Source organism: Roseateles sp., assembly GCF_052436255.1.
Taxonomy (GTDB): Bacteria; Pseudomonadota; Gammaproteobacteria; order Burkholderiales; family Burkholderiaceae_C; genus Pelomonas.
The window spans coordinates 26,100-50,228 of sequence record NZ_JBQVNP010000021.1; the positions used below are offsets into that span (position 1 = coordinate 26,100).

The 24,129-nt window shown below is 68.8% G+C and carries 23 protein-coding genes; 13 read left to right on the forward strand and 10 right to left on the reverse strand.

What is annotated here, in order from left to right:
• Window positions 1–56 precede the first annotated feature (56 nt).
• Complete coding sequence (locus ACT6S0_RS07515; protein WP_444763275.1) at window positions 57–572, forward strand: Lrp/AsnC family transcriptional regulator; 516 nt, start codon at window positions 57–59, stop codon at window positions 570–572.
• 23 nt (window positions 573–595) lie between these two features.
• Here ACT6S0_RS07515 and ACT6S0_RS07520 read toward each other — a convergent pair whose 3' ends face one another.
• The 3 genes from ACT6S0_RS07520 to ACT6S0_RS07530 form a co-directional block, all read right to left on the reverse strand.
• The gene (locus tag ACT6S0_RS07520) at window positions 596–1,942 is read right to left on the reverse strand and encodes a TolC family outer membrane protein (protein ID WP_444763276.1); all 1,347 of its coding nucleotides are present in this window, start codon (window positions 1,940–1,942) and stop codon (window positions 596–598) included.
• A gap of 140 nt (window positions 1,943–2,082) precedes the next feature.
• Window positions 2,083–2,736, reverse strand: coding sequence for a protein-L-isoaspartate O-methyltransferase family protein (locus ACT6S0_RS07525; RefSeq protein ID WP_444763277.1), 654 nt, complete (start codon window positions 2,734–2,736; stop codon window positions 2,083–2,085).
• A gap of 43 nt (window positions 2,737–2,779) precedes the next feature.
• Window positions 2,780–3,418 (reverse strand): TetR/AcrR family transcriptional regulator, encoded by a 639-nt coding sequence (locus ACT6S0_RS07530; protein WP_444763278.1) that lies wholly within the window; start codon window positions 3,416–3,418, stop codon window positions 2,780–2,782.
• Between the two features lie 117 nt (window positions 3,419–3,535).
• Here ACT6S0_RS07530 and ACT6S0_RS07535 point away from each other — a divergent pair, with 117 nt between their 5' ends.
• The 7 genes from ACT6S0_RS07535 to ACT6S0_RS07565 all read left to right on the forward strand — a co-directional run bounded on the left by ACT6S0_RS07535 (window position 3,536) and on the right by ACT6S0_RS07565 (window position 13,274).
• Window positions 3,536–4,393: an undecaprenyl-diphosphate phosphatase gene (locus ACT6S0_RS07535; protein WP_444763279.1), complete on the forward strand. Its 858-nt coding sequence runs from the start codon at window positions 3,536–3,538 to the stop codon at window positions 4,391–4,393.
• A 34-nt stretch (window positions 4,394–4,427) separates the two neighbouring features.
• Window positions 4,428–5,249 carry a type I methionyl aminopeptidase gene (map, locus tag ACT6S0_RS07540; protein ID WP_444763280.1) on the forward strand — a complete coding sequence of 274 codons (822 nt, stop codon included), beginning with the start codon at window positions 4,428–4,430 and terminating at the stop codon, window positions 5,247–5,249.
• Between the two features lies 1 nt (window position 5,250).
• Entirely contained in the window at window positions 5,251–7,839 is a 2,589-nt protein-coding gene (locus ACT6S0_RS07545; RefSeq protein ID WP_444763281.1) for a [protein-PII] uridylyltransferase, read from the forward strand.
• Window positions 7,836–8,903 carry a tRNA 2-selenouridine(34) synthase MnmH gene (gene mnmH, locus ACT6S0_RS07550; RefSeq protein WP_444763282.1) on the forward strand — a complete coding sequence of 356 codons (1,068 nt, stop codon included), beginning with the start codon at window positions 7,836–7,838 and terminating at the stop codon, window positions 8,901–8,903. Before ACT6S0_RS07545 ends, mnmH begins: the two co-directional genes overlap by 4 nt.
• A 125-nt stretch (window positions 8,904–9,028) precedes the next feature.
• On the forward strand, window positions 9,029–9,409 hold the full coding sequence (locus ACT6S0_RS07555; RefSeq protein ID WP_444763283.1) for a heavy-metal-associated domain-containing protein: 381 nt from the start codon (window positions 9,029–9,031) through the stop codon (window positions 9,407–9,409).
• A 64-nt stretch (window positions 9,410–9,473) separates the two neighbouring features.
• Window positions 9,474–11,828, forward strand: coding sequence for a copper-transporting P-type ATPase (locus ACT6S0_RS07560; protein ID WP_444763284.1), 2,355 nt, complete (start codon window positions 9,474–9,476; stop codon window positions 11,826–11,828).
• Window positions 11,829–12,263: 435 nt separating this feature from the next.
• Entirely contained in the window at window positions 12,264–13,274 is a 1,011-nt protein-coding gene (locus tag ACT6S0_RS07565; protein ID WP_444763285.1) for a TerC family protein, read from the forward strand.
• On the opposite strand, the gene ACT6S0_RS07570 is transcribed toward ACT6S0_RS07565, so the two are convergent.
• The 7 genes from ACT6S0_RS07570 to ACT6S0_RS07600 form a co-directional block, all read right to left on the reverse strand.
• Window positions 13,201–13,965 (reverse strand): radical SAM protein, encoded by a 765-nt coding sequence (locus ACT6S0_RS07570; RefSeq protein WP_444763286.1) that lies wholly within the window; start codon window positions 13,963–13,965, stop codon window positions 13,201–13,203. The two genes, ACT6S0_RS07565 and ACT6S0_RS07570, sit on opposite strands and share 74 nt — an antisense overlap.
• Entirely contained in the window at window positions 13,952–15,034 is a 1,083-nt protein-coding gene (locus tag ACT6S0_RS07575; RefSeq protein ID WP_444763287.1) for a hypothetical protein, read from the reverse strand. The genes ACT6S0_RS07570 and ACT6S0_RS07575 overlap by 14 nt, the downstream gene beginning before the upstream one ends.
• The gene (locus tag ACT6S0_RS07580) at window positions 15,031–15,483 is read right to left on the reverse strand and encodes a hypothetical protein (protein ID WP_444763288.1); all 453 of its coding nucleotides are present in this window, start codon (window positions 15,481–15,483) and stop codon (window positions 15,031–15,033) included. The genes ACT6S0_RS07575 and ACT6S0_RS07580 overlap by 4 nt, the downstream gene beginning before the upstream one ends.
• Window positions 15,484–15,559: 76 nt before the next feature.
• Window positions 15,560–16,270: a TorF family putative porin gene (locus ACT6S0_RS07585; protein ID WP_444763289.1), complete on the reverse strand. Its 711-nt coding sequence runs from the start codon at window positions 16,268–16,270 to the stop codon at window positions 15,560–15,562.
• Window positions 16,270–17,478 (reverse strand): S8 family peptidase, encoded by a 1,209-nt coding sequence (locus ACT6S0_RS07590; RefSeq protein ID WP_444763290.1) that lies wholly within the window; start codon window positions 17,476–17,478, stop codon window positions 16,270–16,272. Before ACT6S0_RS07590 ends, ACT6S0_RS07585 begins: the two co-directional genes overlap by 1 nt.
• A complete protein-coding gene (locus ACT6S0_RS07595) occupies window positions 17,475–18,086 on the reverse strand; it encodes a zf-HC2 domain-containing protein (protein ID WP_444763291.1) in 612 nt (203 codons plus the stop codon). The genes ACT6S0_RS07590 and ACT6S0_RS07595 overlap by 4 nt, the downstream gene beginning before the upstream one ends.
• Window positions 18,086–18,892, reverse strand: a complete 807-nt coding sequence (locus ACT6S0_RS07600; protein ID WP_444763292.1) for an RNA polymerase sigma factor — start codon at window positions 18,890–18,892, stop codon at window positions 18,086–18,088. Before ACT6S0_RS07600 ends, ACT6S0_RS07595 begins: the two co-directional genes overlap by 1 nt.
• A gap of 92 nt (window positions 18,893–18,984) precedes the next feature.
• On the opposite strand from ACT6S0_RS07600, the gene ACT6S0_RS07605 reads away from it, so the two are divergent.
• From ACT6S0_RS07605 to ACT6S0_RS07625, 5 genes are all read left to right on the forward strand, one after another.
• Entirely contained in the window at window positions 18,985–20,610 is a 1,626-nt protein-coding gene (locus ACT6S0_RS07605; protein WP_444763293.1) for a methyl-accepting chemotaxis protein, read from the forward strand.
• Between the two features lie 59 nt (window positions 20,611–20,669).
• Window positions 20,670–21,854, forward strand: coding sequence for an MlaE family ABC transporter permease (locus ACT6S0_RS07610; protein WP_444763294.1), 1,185 nt, complete (start codon window positions 20,670–20,672; stop codon window positions 21,852–21,854).
• A complete protein-coding gene (locus tag ACT6S0_RS07615; protein ID WP_444763295.1) occupies window positions 21,851–22,690 on the forward strand; it encodes an ABC transporter ATP-binding protein in 840 nt (279 codons plus the stop codon). The genes ACT6S0_RS07610 and ACT6S0_RS07615 overlap by 4 nt, the downstream gene beginning before the upstream one ends.
• 168 nt (window positions 22,691–22,858) lie before the next feature.
• Window positions 22,859–23,815 (forward strand): MlaD family protein, encoded by a 957-nt coding sequence (locus ACT6S0_RS07620; protein ID WP_444763296.1) that lies wholly within the window; start codon window positions 22,859–22,861, stop codon window positions 23,813–23,815.
• Window positions 23,812–24,129 (forward strand): ABC-type transport auxiliary lipoprotein family protein (locus ACT6S0_RS07625; RefSeq protein ID WP_444763297.1); only part of this gene is annotated, 318 nt, incomplete at its 3' end. The genes ACT6S0_RS07620 and ACT6S0_RS07625, both read left to right, overlap by 4 nt.

A 24,129-nucleotide genomic window follows, 5' to 3' on the forward strand; every position in this document is an offset into this window, starting at 1 on the left:
GATCGCGTTCAGGACTTTAGGATTGATTGAACTGCACCCCTTCAACGGAGATTTTCATGGCCATCGAGCTGGATCCGCACGATCACCGCATCCTCGCGGAGCTGCAGACCGATGCGCGGCTCAGCATGGCCGAGCTGGGCCGCCGCGTGCATCTGAGCCAGCCCGCGGTGACCGAGCGCGTGCGCAAGCTGGAGGAAGGCGGCGTCATCCGCGGCTACCAGGCCATCGTCGATGGCGCCAAGCTCGGCTACGCCATCCGCGCCGTCATCCGCATCGAGGCCATGGACGAGCCGTCGATGCTGCGCGCGCTGGACAACAGCCCCGAGGTCGTGACCGCCTACGACGTGACGGGCGAAGACAGCTGGGTGCTGGAAATCGCCGTGCGCGACGTGGTGCACCTCAAGGCTGTGCTGACGCGCTTTTGCCAGCAGACGCCGACTGCCACTGCCATCATCCTGCGCGCGCTGCGCGAGCATGCGCCGCTCAGGCCACTGTCGCAGCTGCAGACCGAGCCAATGCCCGCCGCCGTTGGACCAGCATCCAAGAAAAAACCCCGCCGCAGCGGGGCTTGAGCGGGCAGCGCGAGCGCAGCGGCTCAGCGCGCCAGCAACGAGTTGGCCGCGGCGACATCCTCCGGCCGCAGCTGGCCCGAGGCCTGGCGCAGGCGCAGGCTGTTGACGACGACGTCGTAGCGCGCCTTGGCCAGGTCGCGCTGGGTCGAGTAGAGCTGGGTCTGGGCGTTGAGCACGTCCAGGTTCACGCGCACGCCGACCTTGTAGCCCAGCTGCGTGGCCTCAAGCGCCAGCTTGGTGGACGACTCGGCGGCCTCGAAGGCACTGACCTGGGCCTTCTGCGACTGCACCAGGTAGAAGTAGCGACGCGTGCCCTCGGCCACGGCTCGGCGCGCGAAGTCGAGGTCATTGCGGGCCTTCTCTTCCAGCACCAGGGTTTCGCGGATGCGGTTCTGCGTCAGGCCGCCGGTGTAGAGCGGGTAGCTCAGCGTCAGGCCGATGCTGGCGTTCTTGCCCGTGCCGGCGCCCGATTGCGCGGCCGCGATGCCGTTGAGGTTGTTGTGCACGTTCTGGCCGCCCAGCGTGGCGCTGGCGTCCAGCGTCGGCCGCTCGCCGGCGCGCGCGATCTGGGTGTCGAGCTGCGCGATCTCCAGGCCGAGCCGCGCGCGCCGCACGCCGGGGTGCTGCTCATCGGCGGTCGCCACCCAGGTGTCGATGTTGCTGCTCGGCAGGGCCGGCAGCGCGACCGGCACGGCCAGACCCTTGGGCTCGACGCCGACGCGGCCGACGAACTGGTCCAGCGTCACGCGCTTGACGCGCAGGTCGTTCTCGGCGGCCAGCTCCTGGGCCACGGCCAGGTCATAGCGGGCCTGGGCTTCCCGCGTGTCGGTGATGGTGGCGGTGCCGACCTCGAAATTGCGCTTGGCCGAGGCCAACTGCTCGGAGATGCCGGCCTTGTTGGCTTGCGAGGTGGTCAACGCGTCCTTGGCGGCCAGCACGTCGAAATAAGCCGTGGCCAGCCGCACGATCAGGTCCTGCTCGGCCGCCTCGAGGTCGGATTGCGCGAGCGCATAGGCGCGGCGGGCCTTGTCGATGGTCGGCAGGTTGCCGGCGTTGTAGACCGAGTACTTGCCCGACAGGCCGGCCTGTAGCGTCCTGCTGTTGACGCTCAAGCCTGCCGGCGGATCGGAACGCGCGACGGTGCCGGAGGTCGACAGGTACAGCGATGGGCGCGTCAGCGCCTCGGCCTGGGCGGCGCGGGCTGCGGCGGCATCGGCCGTCGCGCGGGTCGCGAGATAGGTCGCGTCATAGCCCCGTGCCGCGTCGTAAAGCTCCTGCAGGCTTTGTGCCTGGGCCGCGCCAGCGAGCAGGAGGCCGACGGCAAAGGCCAGCGGTTGCAGGATCAGGCGGGAGGCAGGGGCGAAGGGCATGAGATTCCTTGACTGGGGCAATGGAGTGAGCGCGGCCGGGTTTATAGAGGCAAAGCCCGCCAGTGACTGAAGCCATGCGACGACCTGCGCCCGCGGGGGCCGCAACGGTCGTTTTGGCGCGACGGGCTGCATCGGCAGTTTCAGAAGCTGAAGGCCGGCGCTTCGGCAAAGCCGGGCAGGCGGCCGGCCACCGTGTCGAACAACTCGACCGAGCGGAAGTCGCTGCCGCCGGTGCGCGTGACCAGCACCGCGCGCATGACCGGCACTTCGCCGACGATGGCGATCAGTCGGCCGCCGATCTTGAGCTGGTTCAGCAGCGCCTGGGGCACGGCGGCGACCGAACCCGACAGCAAGATGGCATCGAATGGCTCTTCGCCGGGCAGGCCGGCGGCTCCGTCCTGGTTCAGCACCGTGACGTTGAGCACGCCTGCACGCTTGAGGTTGAGCTGGGCCTGGGCCGCCAGGCCCGCGTCGGCCTCGAGTGCGATGACGCGTTGGGCCTTGTGGCCGAGCAACGCGGCCAGGTGACCCGTGGCAGCGCCAATCTCCAGTACCTTCTCGTGGCGCTGCACCTTGAGTTCCTGCAGCAGGCGGGCTTCGACTTTGGGCGCCAGCATGCGGCGCGTGGCCGTCAGCGGCAGCTCGACATCGACGAAGGCCTGGGCCCGGTGCGCCACGGGTACGAAATCTTCGCGGTGCACGACATGCAGCAGCTCCAGCACGCTGGGGTCGAGCACGTCCCAAGGGCGGATCTGCTGCTCGATCATGTTGAAGCGGGCTTGTTCGAGATTCATCTTGTTCTCCGGGGCACGGGTCGGGCGGTCTGAAAGCAAAATTCTAGGTGCGCCGGGGGCTGGCAAGCAGGCCGTGCAGCAGCAGCGACATCTGCGCGTCCAGCAGGTCGGTCGCGCTCATCGTGTGCTGGCAGAGGTCGAACTCGCCGAAGGAGTGCTCGTGCAGCATCATGTGCAGCATGGGCGCGATCAGCATGTGCACGGTGGCCTCCACCGGCACGGCGCGGAACTCGCCGGCGCGGATGCCGCGCTCGATGAGGCCGCCGATGAGGTTCTGCGACGGGGTGATGACCTCGTCCACATAAAAGCGCGCCAACTCGGGGAAGTTGCGCGCCTCGACCATCATGATCTTGCAGACCACGCCGGCATTGCCCTGCCCGACCTTGGCCCACCAGGCCTGCATCATCTGGCGCAGCAGCTCGGCGATGGGGCCCTCATACTGCGCCGCCTGCGCGGCGGATTCGGCAATGTGGACCGACAGGTTGTCGCGCACCATCGCCTTGAAGAGCTCGTCCTTGCTGGGGTAGTAGCGGTAGAGCGTGCCCTTGGCGACACCGGCGCGCGCGGCCACCTCCTCGCTGCGCGTGGCCGCGAAACCCTTCTCGACGAAAAGCGCCAGCGCCGCCTCCAGCAATTCCTGCGGGCGGGCGTCCTTGCGGCGTTGACGGGGGGTGGTGGTCAAGTTGTCGGAGTTAATGACCGAAGGGTCACTAATGTAGCCGGCCGGGTCCGGCGGCGGCAAGCCCGTGACACCGGCCGTCGCTACACTGCGCGGCTTTTCGCCGCTCGGAGCCTTTACGTGGATGTAGTCCTGCTGATCAAAGCCGCCATCATGGGCATCGTCGAGGGGCTGACGGAGTTCCTGCCGATCTCGTCCACGGGGCACCTGATCCTGGCTGGCTCGCTGCTCAAATTCGTCGGGGAGAAGGCCAAGGTCTTCGAGATCGCCATCCAAACCGGGGCCATGTTCGCCGTCGTCTGGGAATACCGCGAACGGCTGGCGCGAACGGTCAGCGGCATCACACGCGAGCCCCAGGCCCAGCGTTTTGCGTTGAACGTGCTGATCGCCTTCATCCCGGCCGTGGTGCTGGGCTTGACGCTGGGCAAGTACATCAAGGCTCATCTCTTCCAGCCGGTCGTGGTGGCGTCGGCCTTCATCGTCGGCGGCCTGATCATCCTGTGGGTGGAGGCGCGCCACAAGCGGCTGTACGGCGCAATGGACCTGCAGGGCGCGCGTCGCGCACGCATCGAGACCGTGGACGACATGCGCCCGCTGGACGCGCTGAAGGTCGGCTTGTTGCAATGCGTGGCCATGATCCCCGGCACCAGTCGCTCCGGCGCCACCATCATCGGCGGCCTCGTGCTGGGCATGTCACGCAAGGCGGCGGCGGAGTTCAGCTTCTTCCTCGGCATCCCGACGCTGATGGGCGCCGGTGCGTACTCGGTGATCAAGCAGCGCGATGCCCTCGACTGGGCCGACCTGCCGATGTTCGCGGTCGGCCTTGTGTTCGCCTTCTTCAGCGCCCTGCTCTGCATCCGCTGGCTGATCCGCTACGTGTCGAGCCATGACTTCCGCGTCTTTGCCTGGTACCGCATCGCCTTCGGCCTCGTCGTGCTGGCCACCGCCTACATGGGCATGGACATCTGGAAGGACTGACCGGACCCAGCCAGGCCCTCACGGATAATTCGGCATGGCCATCACGATCAAGACCGCAGCCGATGTCGAAGGCATGCGCATCGCCGGACGCCTGGCGTCCGAAGTCCTCGACATGCTCACGGCGCATGTCAAGCCGGGCATCACGACCAACGAGCTCGACAAGCTCGCGCATGACCATATCGTCAGCGTGCAGCAGGGCATCCCGGCGCCGCTGAACTACTGCCCGCCCGGCTACATCCCCTATCCCAAGTCGATCTGCACCTCGGTCAACAGCCAGGTCTGCCACGGCATCCCCAACGACAAGCCGCTGAAGAACGGCGACATCGTCAACATCGACGTCACCGTCATCAAGGACGGCTGGCACGGTGACACCAGCCGCATGTTCATCGTCGGCGAGGGCTCCATCGCGGCCAAGCGCCTGTGCGCCTTCACATACGAGGCCATGTGGAAGGGCATCGCCAAGGTGCGCCCCGGCGCGCGCCTGGGCGACATCGGACACGCCATCCAGACCTTCGCCGAGAACGCCGGCTTCTCCATCGTGCGCGAGTTCTGCGGCCATGGCATCGGCCGCGTCTTCCACGAGGAGCCGCAGGTGCTGCACTACGGCCGTCCCGGCACGCTGGACGAACTCGTGCCCGGCATGATGTTCACCATCGAGCCCATGATCAACGCCGGCCGCCGCGAGATCCGCGAGCTGGGCGACGGCTGGACCATCGTCACCAAGGACCGCTCGTTGTCGGCCCAGTGGGAGCACACCATCCTCGTCACCGACACCGGCTACGAGGTCATGACCGTGTCGGCCGGCAGCCCACCGCCGCCGGCCTTCATCACGCAGGCCGCGACCGCCGTTGCCTGACGTGGCAACCCTTGCCGATCTCCGCCAGCAATTCAAGGCCGGCAAGCAGGCGCTGATCGACGGCTTCCTGGCCGAGCGCCCGACGCAGGCCGGCGCCCAGACCCTGCTGCGCCGCCTGGCCCGCCATGTCGACGACACGCTGCGCGGCCTGTGGACCCTGGCCGGCATGCCGGACGGTTCCTGCCTCGCCGCCGTCGGCGGCTACGGCCGTGGCGAACTGTTCCCGCACTCCGATGTCGACGTCCTCGTGCTGCTGCCCGACGGTGTCGAGGCCTACCAGCCGGGCGCGGTCAAGACCGCCATCGAGGGCTTCATCACGTCCTGCTGGGACGTCGGCCTGGAGATCGGCTCCTCGGTACGCACGCTGGGCGAATGCCTGTCAGAGTCCCAGGGCGACGTGACCATCCAGACCGCCCTGCTCGAAGCCCGCCCGCTGGCCGGTGACGCCAAGTTGTTCAAGCTGATGGCCAAGCGCTTCATGCAGGCCATGGACGCCAAGGCCTTCTTCCGCGCCAAGACGCTCGAGAGCCTGCAGCGCCACACCAAGTTCGACGACACGCCCTATGCGCTGGAGCCCAACTGCAAGGAAAGCCCCGGCGGCCTGCGCGACCTGCAGATGCTGATGTGGGTCGCCCGTGCGGCGGGACTGGGCAAGACCTGGAAGGCCCTGGCCCAGCGCGGCCTGATCACGCCGTTCGAGAGCCGCCAGCTGCAGCGCAACGAGGGCCAGCTGAGGCTGATCCGCGCGCGCCTGCATGCGGTGGCCGGCCGGCGCGAAGACCGCCTCGTCTTCGACCTGCAGACCGCCGTGGCCCAGAGCTTCGGCTTCGTCTCGACCGACTCGGTGCGCGCCTCGGAGCTGCTGATGCGGCGCTACTACTGGGCCGCCAAGGCCGTCACGCAGCTGCACCAGATCCTGCTGCTGAATCTGGAGGAGCAGATCAACGGCTCGCAGCAGGACCTGCTGCGGACCCTGGACGGCCAGCCCGACTTCCTCGACCGCGGGCGCATGCTGGAGGTCGCCAGCGATGACCTGTATCAACGCGACGCGCACGCCATCCTGCGCACCTTCCTGATCTACCAGCAGACACCGGGCATCAAAGGCCTGTCGGCGCGCACGCTGCGCGCGCTCTACAACGCACGCGGCCTGATGGACGCCGCCTGGCGGCGTGACCCCGTCAACCGGGCGACCTTCATGGCCATGTTGCGCGCGCCCGAGGGCCAGACGCATGCCTTCCGGCTGATGAACCAGACCTCGGTGCTCGGCCGCTACCTGTGGGTGTTCCGCGCCATCGTCGGTCAGATGCAGCACGACCTTTTCCATGTGTATACCGTGGACCAGCACATCCTGATGGTGCTGCGCAACGTGCGGCGCTTCTTCATCCCTGAACACGCCCACGAGTACCCGTTCTGCTCGCAGCTCGCCGCCCAGTTCAGGCAGCCCGAGGTGCTCTATATCGCCGCCCTCTTCCACGACGTGGCCAAGGGCCGCGGTGGCGATCACTCCGAGCTCGGTGCCGTCGAGGTCAGGCGCTTCTGCCGCCAGCACAGCCTGGGCGCCGACGACACCGCCATGTGCGTCTTCCTGGTCGAGCATCACCTGACGATGTCGCGCGTCGCGCAGAAGGAAGACTTGTCCGACCCCGACGTCATCGCCGCTTTTGCGGGCAAGGTCGGCGACGCACGCCGGCTCACCGCGCTCTACCTGCTGACGGTGGCCGACATCCGCGGCACCAGCCCCAAGGTCTGGAATGCCTGGAAGGGCAAGCTGCTGGAGGACCTCTACCGCATCACCCTGCGCGCGCTGGGCGGTGCGCCGATCAACCTCGATGCCGAGATCGAGGCCCGCAAGGCCGAGGCTCGGCAAGACCTGGCCCTGCACTCGCAACTGCCCGGCACCGAAGAGCCGCTGTGGAAGCGCCTGGCCATCAGCTATTTCGCCCGCCATGACGGTGCCGAGCTGGCCTGGCACGCGCGCTCCCTGTGGCGCCATGTGGACACCCAGGTGCCGGTCGTGCGCGCCCGCCCGTCGCCCATCGGCGAAGGCTTGCAGGTGCTGGTCTACGCGCCCGACCAGCCCGACCTGTTCGCGCGCATCTGCGGCTATTTCGACACCGCGGGTTTCAGCATCCTCGACGCCAAGGTGCACACGACACGCAACGGCTATGCGCTGGACACCTTCCAGGTCATCCGCCCCGAGGCCGATGTGCACCACCGCGACCTCGTGCCCATGGTCGAGCAGAAGCTGGCCACCACGCTGCAGGCCGGCGGCCCCCTGCCCGAGCCCAGGCGCGGCCGGCTGTCGCGCCGCGTCAAGAGCTTCCCGTACACGCCGCGCATCTCGTTGCGCCCCGACGAGCGCGCCACCGCCTGGCTGCTGACGATCTCGACCAGCGACCGCGCCGGCCTGCTTTACGCCATCGCCCGGGTGCTGGCGCGCCATGGCATCAATCTGCAACTGGCCAAGATCTCGACGCTGGGCGAGCGCGTGGAAGACACCTTCCTCGTCGACGGCCCGGCGCTGCAGCACAACAGAGCGCAGATCCAGATCGAGAGCGAGCTGCTCGACGCCGTGTCCTTGCCCGCATGAGCTACGCCACCACCATCACCGAGGCGCTTGCCGAACTGGACCGCTTCGACGCCATCGTCGATGTGCGCTCGCCGGCCGAGTTCGCCGAAGACCACATGCCCGGCGCCATCAACTGGCCGGTGCTCGACGACCAGGAGCGCCACGATGTCGGCCTGCTCTATGCCAGCTCGCCCTTCGAGGCCCGCAAGCTGGGCGCGGCACTGGTCGCACGCAACATCGCCCGCCACATCGAGACCAGCGCCGGCAAGTTGCCGAACACCTGGCGGCCGCTCGTCTACTGCTGGCGCGGCGGCCAGCGCTCGGGCGCGATGCACTGGTTTCTTGGCCAGATCGGCTTCCGCTCGCGCCAGCTGGTCGGCGGCTACAAGGCTTATCGCGCCCAGGTGCGGGAGGATCTCATCGCCCTGCCCAAGCGCTTCGCCTGGCGGGTGCTGTGCGGCCGCACCGGCAGTGGCAAGACGCGGCTGCTGCATGCGCTGGCCGCCGAGGGCGCGCAGGTGCTCGACCTCGAAGCCCTGGCCGCCCACCGCGGTTCGGTGCTCGGCGCCCTGCCCGACGCGCCTCAGCCCAGCCAGAAGGCCTTCGACAGCGCGCTATGGCAGGCGCTGCGCGGGCTGGACGCGACACGGCCGGTCTTCGTCGAAAGCGAGAGCCGCAAGATCGGCCGCATTCGCGTGCCCGAAGCACTGCTGGGCGCGATGCAAAATCAGGGAGGCTGCATCTGGATCGCGATGCCCGAGGCAGCCCGTGTCGAGCTGCTGCTGCAGGACTATGGCCACTTCAGCGCCGACGCCAGTGGCTTCTGCCGCGCGCTGGACGGCCTCGTCGAGCTGCGCGGCCGGGCGCGCGTTGAAGACTGGCAGGCCCAGGCGCGCGCGGGGGACTGGGCCGGCGTCTTCGCTGCCTTGATGCGCGACCACTACGACCCCGGCTACGAGCGCTCCCTACGTGGCAATTTCCCAGCGCTGGCCCACGCCCGCGAGTTGCTGCTGGCCGATGGCTCACCGGCCAGCATGCAGGCGGCCGCACGCGCCTTGCTCGACCCAGGCCCGTCGGGTCTATAGCAAGCCGCGGTACAAGCGCAGGCCGAGCAAACGGCGCAACAGCTGGGTGGGGCGGCCTTCGAGGTCCGCCAGGTCGTGGCACCGTGAATGGGCACCCTTGCGACGCCTGTGCCGGCGGCCACATCGTGATCGCCTGGGCCTTTGAGGGCTCGCAGCAGCGCCACAAAGGCGCGCTCTTTTCTCAACAGGGCTTGACATTCCCACGGGGGAAGGCTTCAAAGTCGAAGCATATTGATGAAGGAGCGATGATGATTGCCTACCAAGTGAATGACATGACCTGCGGCCACTGCGTCAGCATGATCACCAAAGCGGTCCAGCGGATCGACCCCGCGGCGAAAGTTGTGATAGATCTGGATTCAAGGCGGGTGGAGATCGGCGCAGTCAACGCGGTGGCCTCGGAACTTAAAGATGCAATCGAGGCCGCCGGCTACACGCCGCTGGAAGCCTCGCCCAGCACGGCACCGCCCGCGCCCACCAAGGCAGGCGGGTGCTGCGGCTGCCGCTGAGGTCAGGTCAGCCCGGCAAAGCGGTCACCTTGTCAGCCAGCATTCAACGAGAAGGCCAGCAGCCATGGAACATGAACACGGTCCGCGGGCTACGGCCGCAAGCGTCGAATCACCCGAAACCTACGTCTGCCCCATGCATCCGGAGGTGCGCACCCACGCACCCGGACGTTGCCCCAAATGCGGCATGAACCTCGTGCTTGCGGGAACAGCCGAGCCGCACGCAGGGCGCGCGCACCATGAGCACCATCACAGGGCGACGCCTGTGGCAGCCACTGCGGCACCGGCAGCGCAGCCGGCACCCGAAGTAGCCGCGCCGGCTGGTGCCACCTTCACCTGTCCGATGCACCCGGAAATCCGGCAAGACCACCCCGGCGACTGCCCCAAGTGCGGCATGACGCTCGAGCCCTTGATTCCGGAAGCGACGGCCGACGACGACAACCCCGAGCTGCGGGACTACGCGCTGCGGTTCTGGTGGACCCTGCCCTTGACGATCATCGTCACCGTGCTCGCCATGGCGGGCCACCGCTTCGGGTGGATGGACCCCGTACGCCAGAGCTGGGTGGAACTGGTGTTGTCGCTGCCGATCGTGCTGTGGGCGGGTTGGCCCTTCTTCTATCGGTGCGTGCAGTCCATCGTGAACAGAAGCCCCAACATGTGGACGCTGATTGGGATCGGTATCGGGGCCGCATTCGCCTACAGCGTGGTCGCGACGGTCGCGCCCGAGTGGTTCCCGGCGAGCTTTGCTGCGCATGGCCGCATCGGTGTCTACTTCGAAGCGGCCGCCGTCATCATCTCGCTGACGCTGCTGGGTCAGATGCTCGAGTTGCGCGCGCGCTCGCAAACCTCCGCAGCGATCAAGTCGTTGCTGCGGCTGGCCCCCAAGACAGCCCGCCGCATCGAAGCCGACGGCAGCGAGGGCGACGTACCCTTGACGCACGTCCACGTGGGCGACCGCCTGCGCATCCGGCCCGGTGAGAAAGTGCCAGTCGATGGCGTGATCCTGGAGGGGTCGAGCGCCATTGACGAGTCCATGCTGACAGGTGAGCCAGTGCCGGTGAGCAAGCGCCCCGGCGACAAGGTCATCGGCGCGACCATCAACAGCTCGGGCACGCTGGTGATGAAGTCAGAGCGAGTCGGTTCGCAAACCATGCTCTCGCAGATCGTGCAGATGGTGGCGCTTGCGCAGCGGTCGAAGGCGCCGATGCAGCGCATGGCCGACCAGGTCGCCGGCTACTTCGTGCTGGTCGTGCTGGCGATCGCGGTGCTGTCGTTTTTCGCCTGGGGCTTTCTCGGCGGTGAACAGGGTTGGCAGTTCGGCCTTATCAACGCTGTGTCCGTCCTGATCATTGCCTGCCCGTGTGCCCTCGGGCTCGCGACGCCCATGTCCATCATGGTCGCCACTGGCAAAGCTGCCACGCAGGGCATCTTGTTCCGAGACGCGTCGGCGATCGAGAACTTCCGCAGGGTCGACACCATGATCGTTGACAAGACCGGCACGCTGACCGAAGGCAAGCCGGCATTCGACCGAGTCGTGCCCGCCGCCGGTGTCTCGGAGTACGAGGTGTTGCGTCTGGCGGCCAGCCTGGACCAGGGCAGCGAGCACCCGCTGGCGCAAGCCATCGTCGACGCCGCCAAGAAGCTTCAGCTGCCTTTGACCACCTCGCAGGAGTTCGAGTCGTCCACCGGCATTGGTGTGCGCGGCCAGGTCGACGGCAGGCGCCTCTCTCTTGGCAACACCGCACTGATGGAGCAAGACGCTGTCGACGTGGCTCCGCTGCGAGATGCCGCAGAAGAACTGCGTCGAGAAGGCAGCAGCGTGATGTTCCTTGCTCAGGACGGTCGCCTGCTCGGCGTGCTGGCGGTGTCGGACCCGATCAAGGCCAGTTCGGTAGAGGCGCTTGCAGGGCTTCACCAGGCCGGCATGCGTGTGGTCATGGCGACGGGGGATGGGCTCACGACGGCCAAGTTCGTGGCTGGCAAACTCGGCATCGACGAAGTGCATGGTGAAGTGAAGCCTGCAGACAAGCTCGCGTTGGTCGACAAGCTGCAGCGCGAAGGCCGGGTGGTTGGCATGGCCGGTGACGGCATCAACGACGCACCAGCGCTGGCCAAGGCCGACGTAGGGGTCGCAATGGGAACCGGCACCGATGTGGCCATCAACAGCGCCCAGGTCACGTTGGTCAAAGGCGACTTGCGCGGCATCGCGCGGGCGTGGGCCATCTCGCAGGCGACGGTCACCAACATGCGTCAGAACCTGGGGTTCGCGTTCGTCTACAACGCGCTGGGTGTGCCCCTGGCTGCGGGGCTGCTGTACCCGTTCACCGGCTGGCTGCTCTCACCGATGATCGCGGCGTTGGCGATGAGCCTGTCGTCGCTCAGTGTGGTGGCGAACGCGTTGCGGCTGCGGTCAACTCGATAAAGCGACCGGCGATTCGACCATTGCCGCGAATGCAACGCCCACCGCGAGGACGGGGCCCGGACTGTTGATCCGCAGCTGCCAGGCTCGAGCCCAGGTCGGTGAGCCAACTCGGAAGCCTCGTTCGCACATGCGGACGGGGCTTTTTCTTGTGGCGACGTTCCCGCCTCAGGACCGCCGCCATCGTCCGCCGCGCCCGCTCCGGCGCCCGCCGGAAACGCCCAACACCCCGTTATTCAGGCTTTTCCGATGTCCTTGTTCCTCAAAGGTAGCTGTTCCACAAGCGCCTACGGGTCCACATTCCTCGCTTCGCGCACAGCCGCATCGGCATCAGCGACTTGCAGTGAATCAACGGTTGGTGCAGTGTCAGGCGGAACGTAACCGACGTCCGCCCTGCCGCCCGCTGACTGAATCGACCAACCAACTTCCTACACGGTCATGCAATCCATCGGCTCCCCACTGATGTGGTCCTTGTTCGCGGCCTTCGTCTGCGTTGCGCTGCTCGTCGATTTCTTTGCGATGAGCAAGCAGGGCGCCCACCGCGTCAGCACCCGCGAGGCGGTGATCTGGTCCCTCGTCTGGGTGGGCGTGTCCTTGCTCTTCGTGGGCTGGCTGTGGTGGCACCTCGGCGGCGCCGGTACGGATGAAGCCGCGCGCGCGCTGGCCAACGACAAGGCGCTGGAGTTCTTCACCGGCTACCTGATCGAGAAGGCGCTTGCTGTCGACAACATCTTCGTGTTTCTGATGCTGTTCACCTACTTCGCGGTGCCGGCCGAGTTCCAGAAGCGCGTGCTGATGTTCGGCATTCTGGGTGCCCTCGTGCTGCGGGCGGGGATGATTCTGGTGGGTGCCTGGCTGATCGCGCAGTTCCATTGGGTGCTGTATGTCTTCGGCGCCTTCTTGCTGTTCACCGGGATCAAGATGTGGTGGGCCGCCGGCCAGGAGCCCGATCTGGACAACAACCCTGCCCTCAAGTGGATCCGGCGCCGCTTCAAGATCTCGCCTGACTACGACGGCGAAAAATTCTTCACGAGGGTCGGCGGCGTCAAGATGGCGACGCCGCTGCTGGTGGTGATCGTGTTGATCGGCATCGTCGACATCGTCTTCGCCGTGGACTCCATTCCGGCCATCTTCGCGATCACGACCGACCCCTTCATCGTGCTCACGTCCAACGTGTTCGCCATCCTGGGCCTGCGCGCCATGTACTTCCTGCTCGCCAACATGCACGAGCGCTTCCACCTGCTCAGCTATGGCCTGGCGGTCGTGCTCGTCTTCATCGGCACCAAGATGCTGCTGATCGACGTCTACAAGATTCCCGTTGCGTTCTCGCTGTGCTTCACCGCGGTGACGCTGGCCGTGGCCATGGTCCTGTCGCTCAAGATTCCGCCCAAGGGCAAGAGCGGCAGCGCCTATCCGTTTGCTGCCAAGAAGCAGGACGAGCAAAAGTAGGTGGGCGTCGCGCCGGGGCCGCTCGACGCGGGGCCGACGGGTGCGTGACAGCCGGGGTTCGGCGGCCGACATGGCGCGGCTTGCGGGCTTGGCTTTGTGCAGCAGCAAGGCGGTCATGGGGTAATGAACCGCACCGGGAATTGAACAGGCGCCTCGGCCAAGTTGAGTGATTTGAACTCCGCCAGACCCAGCAGCGCGGCGAAATGGGGACACGCAGGCCCACCGGCACCCCCTCGCGCGCGGCGGCGCGGATGCCGGCGCAGACCGCTTCGAAGGCGTCCAGCCCGCGGATGGCCGCATAGCTCGCGGCCGTGCTGCCATCCAGCGACACGGTGAGCTGGTCGAAGCGCCGCGCCACTTCGGCGGCGTGCTTGGCCAGCGCCAGGCCGGCCGTCAGCAGCCACAGCTTGAGGCCCCGAGCGCGCAGCAGCGCCGCGATCTCGCTCCACTGCGGGTGCAGCAGCGGCTCGCCGCCGGACACCAGCACGATCTGCGTGCCCAGCGCCGCCAGGTCCGGCAGCAGCCGCTGCACGGCGGCGAGGTCGATGTCGCGCCGCCCATGCCGCCAGTAGTCGCAGCTCACGCAGCGCGAGTTGCAGCGCTCGGTCAGGTAGAGCGTGGCCAGCGGCAGCCGCGTGAGCGGGTCGGCCAGCGGGCTGCGACGCTCGATGACGACGCTAGAACATGCCATGCAGCTCGACAAAGCTCTGCCGCCGGTTGTCCACCGCGTTCTGCGGGATGCCGCCAAAGCGCCGATAGCCGGCACGCAGCTGCACGAAGGCGATGGGTGTGTACTCGTAGACCAGGCTGTAGCGCACCTTGTTGTCGTGGGCCACGCGGCGGTCGGGGTCGAGAAACTCGCTGGTCAGCTTGAGGTTGTGGCCCTGCTGCACCAGCCAGTTGGCCTCCAGCAGCGTCGCGAACTGGCGGCGCCGGCCCTCCGGGTAGCCGCTGTCGCTGACGAGGTCGATCTCGGCCAGCCAGGCGATGGGCCCCGTCGTCGTGCCGGCGAACAGGCCGTAAGCCTGGCGGTTGCCCGCCGCCGCCTTGACCTGGGCCGCCGCCGCACCGATGCGGCCCCAGGGCTGCAGCCAGATGGCCTGGGCCGTGGTCTGGTGACCGCTTGAGCCGCCGGTGTTGCCAGGGCCGTTGCTGCGCACCAGCTGGATGGACCATTCATCGCTCTCATGGCCCAGCTCCAGGCCCTTGTCGGGCACCGTCATGCTGACGCCGCTGAGCTGGCGCACGAAGGCCAGGCTGTCCTGCAGCCGCCAGCCGAAGGGCAGGTAGAACTGGCCCGCCTTGGCATACCAGCCCAGGCCCGGCGTCGACAGGCGCACATAGGCCTCCTGGCGCTCGGACTTGCCCGGCGCGACCTGCTGGTCCAGGTGCACGCCCAGGTAGTCCTTGATCAGCTGCACGTCGGCATAGAGCCTGAACTGCTCGGTGCCGCCGACGCTGCGCGTGGGCTGGCCGGAGACGGCGGTGCGCGTCGTCGCCGTGCGCAGGTCGCCACCCAGGCGCAGGCGGTCGTCCAGCAGCGAGCCGTTCCAGCCCTGCAGCGCATCGGGCAGCGCATTGGCGGGGATGGCACCTTGCGCAAACGCATTGCCGACCGCATTGCGCAGGCCGCCGCCGGTCGGGTTCACATGGCAGGCCACGCATTTGATGCCGCTGCGGATGGCCAGATAGGGCTCGGCATGCGCGCTTGAAAACAGCAGCGCCAGGGCCAGGCCGAAAAGCAGGCGGGCGGCCCTCATGGCTGTGCTCCGTTGTTGATCCACTGGCGGATCAGGTTGACGGTCTGGGCGTCCAGAAAGGGGCCGCCCAGGGGCATACGCGCACCGACGGCCTGGTGGCCTTCGAGCTTGTGGATCAGATAGCTGTTGGCCGCGTCACCCGGCGCCACGCGCTTGAGCGCCGGCACGCCGCCACTGTTGACGCCCACCAGCATCACGTAGCTGTTGCCCGCGTCCAGCCGCAGGCCGCGCGGCGCGGCCGCGCCGGCATGGCAGGCCGTGCAGGCGGGCGTGAAGACATGGGACTGGATGGAGCGAAAGCTCGCCGTCATCGGCCCGCTGGGGTCGTCGCCCTCGCCCAGCGGCCGGCCGTTGCCGTCCAGGCCCTCGCCGCCGCCGCCACCGCAGCCGGCCACCACCACGACCGCCACGGTGCCGAGCGCACCCCATATGCGTTTGGAGATCCTCATCATTGCCCTTTCCTGCTACTCACTGCGGCGTGAGTGCCGGCCCGCGCGACGCGGGTTCAACCTAGGCTCAAAGGAATCAGAAGGCCGCGGTCAGCGACAGCACGGCGGTGCGCCGGCGCGTCGAGTCCGTCCAGGTGTAGGGGCCGCCCCGGCCGGCGCCGATCCAGGCGAGCTGCAGCTCGCTGCTCTGGCCCAGCTGCCATGAGGCGCCCAGGCGCAGGTCCAGCCGCGTCGGGCCATGCGGTTCGGCATAGGACCAGACCTGGCCCCCTCGGCCGTGCAACAGGCCGACATGCGCGAGGCCCGCCCAGCCCTTGGCGAGGGGCCAGCGCAGATTGAGCTCGGCATAGGCGCTGCGCTGGCCACCGCCGTAGTAGTCGGGCGACAGATACAGGCGCAGGTTCCAGCCCTCGCCCAGCAGGCCCGCGTAGACCTCCTGGTAGTCGTAGCGCGACACGTTCTCGAAGCCATGCGCGATGACGCCGGCCTCGCCGTCCAGGCCTGTCCCAAGCTCGAAGACCCGGCCGCCATAGGCCTGCAGCCAGGCGCCACGGCCCAGGGCGTTGAAGCGCGCATGCGCCAGCTGAGCACCGGCGTACCAGCCGGCGCTGCCGTCCCAGGCCAGGCCGAGCTGGGCGCTGGGTCGGTTGCCGCTATAGGACATACCGCGCTGGCGCGCATCCGTCTGCACGGACAGCGTGCCGCCAACATCCGCCCACGCGCCGCCCACGCCGGCCAGCAGCGTGGCGGCCAGCGTCGTCAGTCGGGCCAGAGGGGTCAGGGGCATCAGTCGGCAGTCCGCCCCATCGGCTTGCAGGCCGAAACGCGCATGCCGGCATGGCGTGCCAGCGTGGCGCAGCTGTCGATGCGGCCCTGCGCGGCGGTGACCAGTGCCGTCTTCAAGGCCAGCGTGCCGCGCCGGCCGTCGAGCTCGCGCACCAGGGCCAGCAGCCCTGCGGCATGCGCGGCCGCGAAGGACGAGCCCGACACGAGCGCCCAGCCGCCGCCCACCGCCGTGCTCGGCACGTCACGCCCCGGCGCCAGCACGGCACCCTCGGGCAGGGGCAGTGCGCTGCCGACGACGAGCACGCCGGGGTGGCTGGCCGGGAACGGGTTGGCGCCGCCACTGCGCGGCAGCGCCGCGACGACCATGGCACCGCGCGCCTGGGCCTGGTCCAGCAGCAGGGCCAGCAGGCGGTCGTCCGGCCCGCCCAGACTCATGTTGATGATGTGGGCGCCCTGCTGGATGGCGGCGTACAGGGCCTTGGCCAGGCCCAGGCTGGTGCACAGCGTCTGCTGTTGCGGCGCCTGCCAGCAGGCACGCAGGGCCAGCAGCCTGGCCTGGGGCGCGACGCCCGCAATGCCGGCGCCATTGTCGGCGCGCGCGGCGATGACGCCGGCGATCGCCGTGCCATGGCCCTCGGCCGGCGGCAGCCTGTCATCGACGAAGTTCTCGTTGAAGACGACCTGGCCGGCCAGGTCGGGATGCTGGGCCTCGACGCCGCTGTCGACGACGGCCACGCGCACGCCGCGGCCGGTGGCCAGCTTGTGCAGCTCGGCCAGCTGCCATTGGTGCGCCGCCGGCTGGGCCGGGTAGAGCGGCTCCTGCTGGCTGGCCTCGGCCCGATAGAGGCCGACGGGCTGGGCCCAGGCGACGCGCCTGTCCTCGGCCACGGCGCGGGCGGCCTCGGCGGACGTGCGCGCGTCGCCCTCGGGCAGGCGCATGACGAAGCAGTCCACGCCGGCCAGCGGCATGGCCCATTCGCTGCGCATCTCCAGCTTGTGAGCCTGGGCCAGCGCCTGGGCGGTCTGCTGGCGCGACTGCCGGCCCACGCCCTCGCCATAGGTGCCGGCATAGCTGCCGTCGGGCCGGTAGTGGGCCTTGGGCAGCTGCAGCATGACCAGGACCTGGCGCTGGGCCTCCTCGGCTTGCGCATGGGCCGGCATGGCCATGCAGCAAAGCAGCAGCGCCAGCAGGGCGAGCCAGGCTTTCATCGCACCGGCCCCGGCTGCAGCGGCTCGGCCATCGCGACGATGGGCGCCGTGCGCAGCGTCGCCAGCCCCCGGGCGTCGACGCGCAGCAGCCAGGCGCCGGTCTCGGTCGGCCCGGCCACAACACCCGCACCCTGGGCCTGCAGCAGCTCGCGCACGGCCTGCTCGCCGGTGCCGGGCTTGAACATCACCAGGGCGTCCGCCACGACAGGCGCCGTGCCGGCGGCCGACAGGCCCCGGTAGTCCGGCGCGTCCTGGGCGGGCAGCAACAGCAGCCCCAGCAGTACCGCGATGGCCGCGCCTTGCAGGCCCAAGGCCCAGGGTACCCAGCGCGGCGTGGCAGCGGCCACGGGGCGGGCCGGCTCCATCAGCGCATGCATCCTGGCCAGGCCGGCCTCGACGTCGCCGCCCTCGGGCTGGCCGCCGGCCGCCCGCATCAGCGTCTGCATGGGCTGCTCGGCCGCCAGCTCGTTGCGGCAGGCGGCACAGTGCAGCAGATGCTGCTGCACCTGCGCCATTTCATCGTCGCCCAGCTGGCCGCGCGCATACCAGGGCAGCAGGGCCTGCACCGCCGCGTGCTCGTCATGTTCCATCGCGATCACCACACTCATCACAGTTCTCCTTGATGACCCGCCAAGTCATCCAGCAGCAGGCGCAGCCGCCGCCGCGCATAAAACATCCGCGTCTTCACGGTCTCGGCCGGGCAGCCGACGATGTCGGCGATTTCGGCATAGGCCATGTCGTGGAAGTAGCAAAGCTCCACGACCGCCCGGTGCTCCGGCGACAGTTCGGCCATCGCCCCACGCAGCCGCCCGCGCAGCTGCGCCAAGCCCAGCCGCTGCTCCGGCCCCGGGCCGGCGTCGGCGGGCTCGTCAGCCGCATCGGCATCCACGGCCAAGTCCTGCCGGCTCAGGCATTTGAGCGCCTTGCGGTAGGCGATGCCGAAGATCCAGGTCGACAGCTTGCTGCGCCCGTCAAAGCTGTCGGCGCGCTGCCAGACCACCATCATGGTGTCGTTCAGCACCTCGTCGAGGGCATTGGACTGCCGCATCATGTGCGCCAGAAAACGCGACAGGCGCGGGTGGTAGAGGCGGTAGAGGGTATCGAATTCGGCGCGCCGGCCGCGCTTGATGCCGTCCAGCAGCGCCAGTTCCAGCGCCTCGGCCGCCGGCCCACGCCCGGGTGCCGGGGCGTCTTCGCGCTTACTGCCGACCTTCAGCCACTTCAACATGCTCGTCACAAACGGGCTCCCTTTGCGCATGAGTTCCGGCCCGCGGCCCGGAGGTTCAAGGCGATGGTAGCGAGCCGCCCCCCGGCGGCTGAGGGGCCACCTGCACCGCTTCTGGAGAAGGCGGCCCGATCTGCGGCGAATCAGCTCGACGACTGCATCCGGCGTGACGAAATTGGCGATTTGCATGTATTTACGCCTCACATCCCGCGCCCAGGCCCGCTAAAAATGGTCGTTAGAAGCGGCAAGACTTCTCGATCAATCTCGCAGGGAGATATCCAATGCTCGGAAACACCACCATCGGGGTTCGCCTCGCCCTGAGCTTCGGCTTCGTCCTGTCGCTGATCGCGGCGCTCATCGTGTTCGCCATCCTGCGGCTCGGCGCCATCGGCGACGCCACCCACCAGATCCTCAACGAGGACTGGGTCAAATCCGAAGCCGCATCCACCATCGACACGCTCACACGCAGCAACGGCCGGCTCACGCTGGAATTGCTGCTGGCGACCGACGCCCAGCATCTGGCCCGCATCCAAGCGCAGATCGACGCCAACCGGCTGGCGGTCAGCGCCGCGCTTGAAATCCTCGACAAGCTGGTCACCCGCCCCAAGGGCAAGGCCATGCTGGCGCGCCTGAAGGAGGCGCGCGCCAGCTACGTCGCCTCGTTCTCCGCGGTCATCAAGCTGACCCGAGAGGGACAGATGTCCGAAGCACGCGAGACGATGCTCAAGCAGACGCTGCCGGCGCTGGACGCGCTCGGCACGCCGGTGAAGGAGCTGGTTGCCTTGCAGAAGCAGCTGGCTCAAGACAGCGGCAGCAAGGTGACCGCCAACATTGCCTCCGCCCGCGTGCTGATGCTGCTCAGCGGGCTGGCCTGCCTGGTGATCGGCGCGGCCTGCGCATGGCGCTTGAGCCGCTCGATCACCCGGCCCATCGCGGCGGCGGTGCATGTGGCACAAACGGTCGCCAGCGGTGATCTCACCACCCGCATCGACGTGCGGGGCGGCCGGGACGAAGCGGCACAGCTGCTGCTCGCGCTCAGCCGCATGAATGAAAGCCTGGTCCGCATCGTCGGCGAGGTGAGGCAAGGCAGCGACCACATTGCCAGCGGCTCGGCACAGATCGCGACCGGCAACGCCGACCTGAGCCAGCGCACCGAGGAGCAGGCGAGCAACGTGCAGCAGACGGCCGCATCGATGGAGCAGATCACCAGCACCGTCAAACAGAACACCGAGACCGCCCAGCAAGCCAACGAGATGGCCACATCGGCGGCAGCGGCGGCCATCAGGGGCGGCGAGGCGGTGGGCCAGTTGGTCACCACCATGCAGGACATCACAGCGGCGTCGAAGAAGATCGTCGACATCATCGGCGTGATCGACAGCATCGCCTTTCAAACCAACATCCTGGCACTGAACGCGGCGGTCGAAGCGGCTCGCGCTGGCGAGCAGGGCCGCGGTTTCGCGGTCGTTGCCAGTGAAGTGCGCACGCTCGCCCAGCGCAGCGCCCAAGCGGCCAAGGAGATCAAGACGCTGATCGGCGACAGCGTCGAGAAGGTGGATGTCGGCGCCCGGCTGGCCGGCCAGGCCGGGACGGGCATGGACGACATCGTGCGCCAGGTGCAGCGCGTGAGCGAACTGATCGCCGAGATCTCCAGCGCCTCGCGAGAACAGGCCGTCGGCGTCGGGCAAGTCGGTGACGCCGTGAGCCAGCTCGACGAGGTGACCCAGCAGAACGCCGCCCTGGTCGAGGAAAGCGCCGCTGCGGCCGACAGCCTGCGAAGGCAGGCCGCGAAGCTGGCCGAGGTGGTGTCGGTGTTCAAGCTCCCAGCGCTGCTGACCTACGACCGCAAGACGACTGAAGACGTCGTCAACGCCGCCTCGACGGACCCGCTGTTGCTCGGCCGCAGCTAGCGGCTGCCGCGTCGCCGGATCGCGGCGCATGGACACTTGGGAGGCGCTATCGTTGCGCCATGAGCGATGCCGGCGCCCTGCCCCTGCCAACCGTGGACAGCCCGACAACGGCCCGCCCGGACGCGTCGGCCGACGCTGCGCCGCAGTTGCAGGCCGGCGGCGGCACGGGCAGCGCGCGCGAATGGCGCGTCAGCGGCGACTGGACCCTGCTGGGCCTGCGCGAGCGCTATGCCGAGTTCCGCCAGCGCGTGGCCGCCGCCAGCGCCGAGACGCCCGAGGCGCTGTGGGACCTGCGGGCCCTGAGCCGCCTGGACACCGCCGGCGCACTGACCCTGTGGCTGGGCTGGGGCCGCAAGCCTCCCGCGCGGCTGCTGTGGTTGCCCGAGCATGTGACGCTGTTCGCCCAGTTCATGCAGCCTGTCGCCCTGCCCAAACCCGGTCCTCGCCTCGGCCCCGGCCTGCAAGGCGCCAGCCTCGGCCTGCTTGCCTTCGCCCGCCATGCGGTCGACCTCGTCGCGCTGGTCGGCCGGCTTCTGCTGGACCTGGTGCAGGTGCTGCGCCACCCCTCGCTGATCGGCTGGCGCGAAATCTCGGCCAATGTCTTTCGCACCGGTGCGCAGGCGCTGCCGATCACGGCGCTGGTGGGCTTTCTCGTCGGCCTGACGCTGTCCTATCTGATCTCGCGCCAGCTCAAGACCTATGGCGCCGACATCTTTGTCATCAACATCCTCGGCCTGGCCGTGCTGCGCGAGCTGGGGCCGCTGCTGGCGGCCATCATCGTGGCCGGCCGCTCGGGCTCGGCCATGACCGCGCAGATCGGCGTCATGCGCGTCACGCAGGAGCTCGACGCGCTGTCGGTCATGGGCATCTCGCACACCGTGCGCCTGGTGCTGCCCAAGGTGTTGGCGCTGGCCGTGTCGCTGCCGCTGGTGGCGCTGTGGACCAGCGCCATGATGCTGATCGGTGGCATGGCCGCGGCGGCGGCGCAGCTGGGGCTGGACCCGACGCAGTTCATGCACACCCTGCCCAGCGTCGTCGAGCCGGTCAACCTGTGGTTGGGCTCGGCCAAGTCGGTGCTCTTCGGCGGACTGATCGCACTGCTGGCCTGTCACTTCGGGCTGCGCGTCAAGCCCAACACCGAGAGCCTCGGGCAGAGCGTCACGCAGTCGGTGGTGACGGCGATCACGCTGGTCATCGTCGTGGACGCGATCTTTGCGGTGCTGTTCTCGGATGTCGGCGTATGAAAACCGAGGCCATCATCGAAGTCGACAACGTGACCACCGCCTTTGGCGGCCACGTCATCCACCGCAACCTCAACCTGAGCGTGCACCGCGGCGAGGTCGTCGCGCTGATCGGCGGCTCGGGCTCGGGCAAGACGACGCTGCTGCGCCTGCTGCTCGGCCTGGAGGTGCCGCAGGCCGGCAGCGTGAAGATCTTCGGCCACCCGCTGGGCCGCTGCGCGGTGCGCGACCTGGAGCGCGTGCGCTACCGCTGGGGCGTGCTGTTCCAGGCCGGCGCGCTGTTCTCGGCGCTGAGCGTGTTCGACAACGTGGCGCTGCCGCTGCGCGAATTGAAGAGCGTGCCGCCCGACCTGCTCACGCCCCTGGTCATGCTCAAGCTAGCCCAGGTGGGCCTCAAGCCCGACGACGCGCTCAAGCGCCCGGCCGAGCTGTCGGGCGGCATGATCAAGCGCGTGTCGCTGGCGCGCGCGCTCATCCTCGACCCGCAACTGCTCTTCCTGGACGAGCCCACCGCCGGGCTCGACCCCGACAGCGCCAAGCAGTTCGTCAAGCTGCTGCGCCGGCTGCGTCAGGAGCTGGGGCTGACCGTCGTCATGGTGACGCACGATGTCGACACGCTGTTCGCCGTGGCCGATCGCGTGGCCGTGCTGGCCGACCAGCACATCATCGCCTCGGGGCCGCTCGCCGAGGTCGCGCGGCTGCCGCATCACTTCGTGCGCAACTTCTTCCTCGGTCATGTGGAGCGGTGTGCCGAAGAGGATGTGCGGCGCTTCCGCCTCAGTCTCGATGACACCAGCGATGAAGGGGGCGTGCCCGCCGTGCTCCGCGAAGCGATATGACGCCCCGCGCCCAGTCTCGCCGCGCCGAACGCGGCCGCGCCCGGTCGGCCCCCCGGGGGGACAGCGATGCGCGCGGCATCGAGCCGCGCGAACATCGCTTGACCGCGCCGGCTTGGGAACGACCCGGCGCTCGGCCCGCAAAGTCCGTGACCAGCTGACCTCACCACCATGGAAAACAAAGCCCACGCCATTGCCGCCGGTGTCTTCCTGCTGCTGCTCGGCCTCGCGCTGGCCGCCAGCGTCGCCTGGTTCCAGGGCGACCGCACCGAGCGTGTCCACTACACCGTCGTCGCCCGCAGCGGCGTGCCAGGTCTCAACCTGAAGGCGCCGGTCAAGCTGCGCGGCGTGCAGGTCGGCCATGTCGACACCATCGGCTTCGACCCCGCCGACCCGCGCCAGATCCTCGTCGGCATTGCCGTCGATGCCGCCGCGCCGGTGTCGGCCACCACCCATGCCCAGCTCGGCCTGCAAGGCGTCACCGGCCTGTCCTTCGTCAGCCTGGAAGAAGCCGATGCCAAGGCCCCGCTGCAGCGCGCCGCGCCCGGTGCCCGCATCGCGCTCAAGCCCACGCTGCTGGACCGCCTGGCCGAGAGCGGGCCGCTGCTGCTGGCGGGCTTCGCCGAGACGGCCGACCGGCTCAATGCGCTGCTCAGCGAGGGCAACCGCGCCCAGCTGGGCCGCAGCCTGGTGCAGCTGGAGCAGGCCGCCACCGACACCAGCCGACTGATGGCCGCGCTGCAGCCGGGCGCGCACGCGCTGCGAGTCTTCTTGAAGGATGCCGACGCGACCGCACAGCGCGCCAGTGCCGCCCTGCGCGAGATCGAGGGGTTGGCGGCCGACAGCCGCGCGCTGACGCAGGAACTGAAGGCCCGCGTCGCCGTGCTCGACCGCATCGACGGCGCCGCAGCGCAAGTGCAGGCCACCAGCCGCAATCTCGAACTCGCCCTGGTCGGCGACACACCGCAGCGCAGCCGCCCGTTGCTGGGCGACCTGGCCGCCGCCAGCCGCAGCATCGAGCGCGCCGCCACCGACGTCGGCGCCCAGCCGCAGAGCCTGCTGTTCGGCCGCGGCGCACAGCCGCCCGGGCCCGGCGAGGCGGGCTTTGCGGAGCGGTTCAACAAATGAGATCGACATCGACCCTGCTGGCCGCGGCGCTGTTCCTGAGCGCCTGTTCCCTGACCCCGACCGTGCCGACCCGCGCCGTCTACGACCTCGGCCCCGCGCCCGCCGCCACGGCCACGGGAGGGGCGCTGGCCTGGCGCAGCGCCGACGTGACCGCCCCGCCCTGGCTCCATGGCGAGGGGATCGCCTACCGCCTGGCCTTTCAGCAGGCCCAGCGACTGCAGCACTACCGCGACAGCCTCTGGGCCGCGCCACCGGCCGCGCTGCTGACCCAGCGCCTGCGCCAGCATCTCGCCGCCGTGCCCGCCCCGCCCGGC